The sequence below is a fragment of the Desmonostoc vinosum genome (assembly GCF_059505385.1).
The window spans coordinates 41,650-48,211 of sequence record NZ_JCACKM010000025.1 but is presented as its reverse complement, the minus strand read 5'-3'; the positions used below and the strand labels follow the sequence as shown (position 1 = coordinate 48,211).

Annotated in this window: 4 protein-coding genes and 2 pseudogenes; 3 read left to right on the top strand and 3 right to left on the bottom strand. The window is 41.6% G+C overall.

Annotated features, from left to right (window positions below; genetic code table 11):
* The 3 genes from AC5JMF_RS03215 to AC5JMF_RS03205 all read left to right on the top strand — a co-directional run.
* The coding region (locus tag AC5JMF_RS03215; protein WP_495794276.1) for a DUF928 domain-containing protein at nucleotides 1–764 on the top strand (764 nt) is incomplete at its 5' end.
* Between the two features lie 214 nt (nucleotides 765–978).
* Nucleotides 979–3,807, top strand: a complete 2,829-nt coding sequence (locus tag AC5JMF_RS03210) for a CHASE2 domain-containing protein (protein WP_495794275.1) — start codon at nucleotides 979–981, stop codon at nucleotides 3,805–3,807.
* Nucleotides 3,807–5,096, top strand: a complete 1,290-nt coding sequence (locus AC5JMF_RS03205; RefSeq protein ID WP_495794274.1) for a hybrid sensor histidine kinase/response regulator — start codon at nucleotides 3,807–3,809, stop codon at nucleotides 5,094–5,096. The genes AC5JMF_RS03210 and AC5JMF_RS03205 overlap by 1 nt, the downstream gene beginning before the upstream one ends.
* 293 nt (nucleotides 5,097–5,389) lie before the next feature.
* Here AC5JMF_RS03205 and AC5JMF_RS03200 read toward each other — a convergent pair.
* The 3 genes and pseudogenes from AC5JMF_RS03200 to AC5JMF_RS03190 form a co-directional block, all read right to left on the bottom strand.
* Nucleotides 5,390–5,677, bottom strand: a pseudogene (locus AC5JMF_RS03200) (IS4 family transposase); the annotation flags it as partial.
* 67 nt (nucleotides 5,678–5,744) lie between these two features.
* Nucleotides 5,745–5,969, bottom strand: a complete 225-nt coding sequence (locus AC5JMF_RS03195; protein ID WP_495794273.1) for a hypothetical protein — start codon at nucleotides 5,967–5,969, stop codon at nucleotides 5,745–5,747.
* 187 nt (nucleotides 5,970–6,156) lie between these two features.
* Nucleotides 6,157–6,543: pseudogene (locus AC5JMF_RS03190) on the bottom strand (transposase); the annotation flags it as partial.
* Between the last annotated feature and the right edge of the window lie 19 nt (nucleotides 6,544–6,562).

Sequence of the window (6,562 nt, the reverse complement as noted above, 5' to 3'; positions counted from 1 at the left end):
CCAGTCAAGCAAGTGGAGGGGCTTCCCGTGGTAATCTGTTTACTCCAAAGAAAGGAAATGGTGCGCCCAGTCAAGCAAGTGGAGGGGCTTCCCGTGGTAATCTGTTTACTCCAAAGAAAGGTAACGGCGCTCCTCAACAAGCAAGTGGAGGGGCTTCTCGCGTTGGCACTTACTACTTGAATCCTTCGACCGTAGCAGCAACAAGCCCAACCGCGCTAATTGCACTCCTACCTCAGAGTTTTTATGGCACAACGGTGTCTGAACGTCCGACTGTGATGGTGTATATCCCTGCTTCCAATGCTCAAGAAGCCGTATTCAGCCTTAAGGATGAAACTGGTAAAACCCAGTATCAAGTGACTATTCCAGTTGCTGGAAAAACAGGGGCGATGTCTACGACGGGCTTCGCCTACGCCATTAAATTACCTGCTGATGCACCCGCTTTAGTCGTTGGTAAAAACTATCAATGGTTCTTGGCACTGAACATTAATGGAAAACTCAGTCCGAGTACACCCTATGTTGATGGTTGGATTCAACGCATTCCACTCAGTAGTGAACTAGCAGAGGCAATACAACAGCAAGATGCATTGAAGCGGGCAACTGCTTTTGGTAAACATGGAGTTTGGTATGACTGTGTAGCAACACTTGCGGCATCATACGCAGAACAACCCAACAATGCAACCGTTATTAAGCAATGGGAAGAACTTCTGACTTCAGTTAGCTTGAAAGAGATTGCAACGGCTCCATTAGTGATATCTGCAAACTAAGAAGGTATTAGACATCTGGTGAAAATGAATGTAGAGACGTTGTATCACAATGTCTCTACAGGGGTTCTGGATAAATAAGAGAAAATTAATTTTTTAACCCACGGAGGTGGGTTTTGTCTGTGTAGACGAGGTTTCTAACTGCCGATTTAACCTGAAGTTGACACCAATAAGTAATGCCTCATATCGACTAACCAAAATAAATTAACTGTATGGCATGTGGCGTAAATTCCAAACTTTGATTCAAAGCACTCGCAGCGTTTTAATTATTACTCCAAGCGTTGCCCTCACAGTCATGATTGGTCAGTCGTTGGGACTTTTCAATTTGCCAGAATGGAAACTTCGTGATGAATGGGTGCGACTACGATCGCAATCAGAAATAGCTGATGAAGTTGTAATTGTCACCATTGATGAGCAGGATATTCAATCGGTCGGTAAATGGCCTGTTCCTGACTGGGCATTAGCAAAATTATTAAAAAAAATCAAAGCACAACAACCCCGTTCCATTGGTTTAGATTTATATCGGGATTTACCAGAAGGAAGCGGTTACGAGCAACTTGTGCAAGTCTTTCGTACTACTCCCAATTTAATTGGAGTTGAAAAAATTACTGGTGAGCGAGTCAATCCCCCACCGGAGTTGAAAAAAAATGACCAAGTGGGATTAGCTGATTTGGTTTTAGATGGCGATCGCCATGTGCGTCGGGCCTTACTTACAGCCGAAGATGCTAAGTCAGAGGGAAAAATTAAAGCAGGACTGGCAACTCATGTAGCCCTCAAGTACTTAGAAGCCCAAAAGATTACCTTAGAAAGTATTGACGAAAAACAGCAGAAGTTTCGATTAGGCAAAGCAATTTACCAGCCACTCAAAAATCAAGAAGCAGGTTATAGTGATGCCGATGTCGGAGGTTATCAAATTCTTCTGAATTGGCATGGTTCAGAAACTGCATTTCGCACAGTTTCCATGCGTGATGTCTTAGCAGGAAAACTTGACGCAGATTTAATGCGCTCGCGCATGGTGTTTGTTGGTTCAACTGCTGCTAGTACCAATGACTTCTTTAGCACACCCTTCAGTTCATCTTTGATATCTGCTCAAAAACCGACTCCTGGTGTGGTGATTCATGCCAATATTGCTCTCCAACTGGTACGAGGGGCAAAAATAGGGAAAACCAATCTGTACGGAATTTCAGGTATCTCTTCGTTGGTCTGGATTGTTTTGTGGTCTATCCTTGGCTCTGGGGGTAGTTTATGGTTAGCTAGTGCGCGTGGGAAGGGGAAGTGGCAAATTCCCGGTGGTAAGATTCTCTGGGCAACTGTGGGCTTGAGTGGGGTGTTGATAGGAGGTAGCTACTACATATTCTTATCTGGTATTTTGATTCCGGTCACGCCTGCTCTAGCAGGGTTTATTAGCAGTGTAATTGCAACGATAAATGCCTACAAGCAGCAAAAGTTAGAAGAAACGAACCAGCAATTAGAAATTGCCAACGCTCAACTTTTAGATTATTCCAAAACCTTAGAGGCAAAAGTTGAAAAGCGAACTCATGAACTGCTTGTTGCAAAGCTTGCTGCTGATGCTGCTAACCAAGCAAAGAGCGAGTTTCTGGCAAATATGAGCCACGAGCTACGCACACCACTCAATGGCATCCTTGGTTATGCACAGGTGCTAGAGCGATCGCTAAATCTCACAGACAAAAATCAAGAAGGGGTGAGAATTATCCACCAATGTGGTTCGCACCTGCTGATGCTAATTAATGACATTCTCGATCTCTCAAAAATTGAAGCTCGGAAATTGGAATTAGTTACTAGTAGCGTGCATTTGCCTAGTTTTTTACATGGTGTAACCGAGATTTGTGGTATCCGAGCTGAGCAAAAAGGAATTAGCTTTAATGTTTTGCTCAGCGATTCCCTACCACTTGCCATTCAGGTAGATGAAAAGCGACTGCGGCAAGTGTTAATTAACTTGTTAGGTAATGCGATCAAGTTCACAGACAGTGGTAGCGTAACGTTCAAAGTAGATGTCATTTCTCAAGAGTCATTTGTCATTTGTCATTCGACAAAAGTGGATAAACCACAAATGACAAAGGACAAAGCGCAAAGGACAAATTGCAAAATTCGCTTCCAGATTGAAGACACGGGTGTTGGTATGTCACCAGACCAACTGGAAAAAATCTTTTTGCCGTTTGAGCAAGTGGGTTCAGCAGGTCAGCGTTCTGAAGGGACAGGCTTAGGATTAACCATCAGTCAAAGAATTTTGGCATTGATGGGAAGCCAAATTCAGGTACAGAGTCACCTGGGTGAAGGGAGTTTATTTTGGCTGGATTTGACAGTACCGCTTGCCCACGAATGGAATGAAGGCAAAACGGCTTCAAGCTACCAAAAAATCACCGGGATTCGGGGTAGTGTACCTCAAGTTCTCATTGTTGATGATGATGACAACCACCGTTCCATGTTGACTAGTTTGTTGCAAGAAATTGGTTGTCGAACCCTGGAAGCGACAGATGGTAAACATGGGTTGAAACTGGCAACCGAACATCACCCGGATGTGATTCTCCTCGATTTAGCCATGCCTAATATGAATGGTTTTGAGTTGATGGTTCACCTGCAAGAAAGCCCACAAACCTGTTCTATTCCGATTATTGTCTCTAGTGCTAACGTACTTGAGGACAATCGTCACCGGACTTTACAAGCAGGGGCAACAGCATTTGTGCCTAAACCTCTCCAAATAGATGAATTGATCAATGTATTGCGATCGGTTTTAAAAGTTGACTGGATCTATACCCAATCTCAACCTCAGCAGTCACCTGCCAACAATGAGCAACTAGGTAACAGTGAATTGATTTTGCCTTCTGAGGGTATTTTGCAACAACTCTATCATCTAGCAATGATGGGGGATATCTCGGCAATAGAGGAAATTTTAAAAGAGTTGATTGAGCTAAATCCGCAACAAGCTGCTTTTGTGGCTGAGTTGACGAAACTCACAACAACTTTTCAAACAGTAAAAATACGTAAATTTCTCAAAAAATTTGTAACAATGGAGTCGCATCAATAATGGACGATTTTTTCTCGAAACCAATGCGTATCCTTTTGGTGGACGACAATCCAAATAATCTGAAGGTGCTATCTGAAACGATTCAGGGATATGGCTGGAAAGCACTCATAGCAACAGATGGAGAATCGGCGATCGAACAAGTAGAATACGCTGCTCCCGATCTAATTCTCCTAGATGTCATGATGCCAGGTATTGATGGATTTGAAACATGCCGCAGACTAAAAGCCAATTCCATCACTCAGAACATTCCGGTCATTTTTATGACTGCCTTATCTGATACCACAGACAAGGTAAAAGGGCTGGAAATTGGTGCAGTTGACTACATTACTAAACCCTTCCAACAGGAAGAAGTTATTGTTCGATTAAAATTACACCTTAAAATCTCCCATCTTACTCATACTCTAGAACAAAGAGTGCAAGAACGTACCGCAGAATTAACCCAATCTCTACAACAGTTACAGCAAACCCAACTACAACTTATTCAGAGTGAGAAAATGTCTACCCTTGGACAACTTGTTGCAGGTATAGGTCATGAGATTAATAACCCGATTGGTTTTATTAGTGGAAATTACTCTCATATTGAGGAATATGTGAAGGATCTCCTGCGTTTGGTAAATCTACAACAGCAAAAGTTACCATACCCAGACCTGGAAGTTGAAGAACTCGTTGAAGAAATTGACTTAGAATATCTGGCGGAGGATTTACCAAAACTTTTGTTATCAATGCACCAGGGAATTGGTCGTCTTAAGGATATCAGCCTTTCTTTGAGAACCTTTGCTCGCTCTGATATCTCATCTAAGGTGGAGTTTCAGATTCACGAAGGAATCAATAGTACTTTAATGCTGTTAAAACATCGACTTAAAGACCAAGGAAACCGCCCTAAAATCGAGGTTGTCACACAATACGGTGAGTTACCTCCAATCAGATGCTATCCTGGACAACTCAATCAGGTATTTATGAATATTATCGCTAATGCGATTGATGCATTTGATGACATCCATCAAAACCGCTCAGATCAGGATATCCCTTACATCATCATGATTACTACATCAGTCGAGTGTCAGCAACAAGCCGTTACAATTTGCATCGAAGATAACGCTCTTGGTATGCATCCTGAAGTGCAAGCTAGAATTTTTGAGCCATCTTTTACAACTAAGGCTGTAGGTAAGGGTACTGGGCTAGGATTAGCTATCAGCCACCAGATTATTGTTGATAAACACAATGGACAAATTAACTGTTCGTCAACCTGTAGTAAGGGAACGCAGTTTATTATTACTCTGCCAATTTAGCTTTTGCAAAAAAAATTTTCAACTTTTATTAACACTTCTTTCCTCATGCCTCCGGTCACTGAGCGTAAAGCCTGCGGCATAGCTTCTCTACGAACGCTTACCGCGTAGGAAGCAATACTTTTTGGTTAAGAATTAAGCAGTATTAATAATGGAAAAATTGAGTGGCTGACGTTGAGTACCAGTGCCACGATGAATAGGCTTCTTAGACGGAAATTTGGAACGAGTTTTTTTGACTAGTCGAGGATTGCTTTTTTCCTGCGGAGGCGGAATCTTCTCATCCAAAATCTCCATGATTAACCATGACCAAAAAAAGGGAGTTGTTCGGTTGGAGTATGTTGAAACTCAGGTATAGCGGCACGAATAACTTTGAGAGTGCCAGTAAAACCCAAACCTAGAGGTGATATCCCGGCTTGCTCAGAGGCTTGGAACATTAAAAAGCGCACAGCCCAATGCCCTAAGAGCCAACCATAAACTTCCTGAACAACTTCGCGGGGATTAAGCGAGCGGATAGGCGTTTTACGACCATTAAGATGGGTTTTTAACTCATCAATTGTATGTTTCCGCTTTCTTGTCTCCCTACTATCTGTTTGCCCTAATACTTGCTTAATTGTTTACATTGGTATTGCTGTTTCTATCGCTTTCAGCACTTCACCTGATTCTATTCCTTGTGCGACCAACGAAAATTTTTTGAGTTGCATTTAGCTGCTGGTTTTTAGGTACAACTCTTAATTTACCTGTTTTTTGGCTTAACCGAAAAGTATTGGGTGCTGATGTTGGTAACAATGCCAGAGGTAGGTGCTGAGCCAGCGATCGCAATGCTGTCAGAACGTGCGATTCGTTTAGTCTAGTTCCCGGTGCGAAACTGCTAAACAAATCAGATATAAAACTTTGTTAATAATCAATAGTTGGCACATACAACTATTGATTATTAACAAAGCTAATTTTAACTCTTTCCTCCGCTATTAGTCATAGTGTAATATAATTGAATTGCCTTCAAGTTTAATTCATAGTAATATTTTCAAACAAAACCGTAAAAAATTATTTTATTTTTGAGAGTTTTTCAACTAATAATAGTTAAATTATGAGCAATAATTCCCCAGCCAACCCAACGACAAAATCCTAACTCTCCCCTATATAAACAACGTTGTAAGCCAAAACACCGTTTCAAAAAACTGATACGTCCTTCTACTCCATTATGCCAACGACGAGCTGTTTTAAAACTTCTTTTTCTTTCATGCTTGATTCGTTCTTTACTTCGATAACCACCTTTGGGTAAAACGATTTCTTTGATTCCTAATAGTTGAGCGTAATTTTCGTTTGTTTGAGAGTAGACACCTCTGTCTGTAGTCACGACTTTTGGCGATGAACCAAAATTTTCTAGATGTTGGGCAAGACTTGGGATTAATTGTTGAGTATCGTGAGGATTACCCTTTAAAATTCGATAGTTTACCTGAGTCTCTGACCTT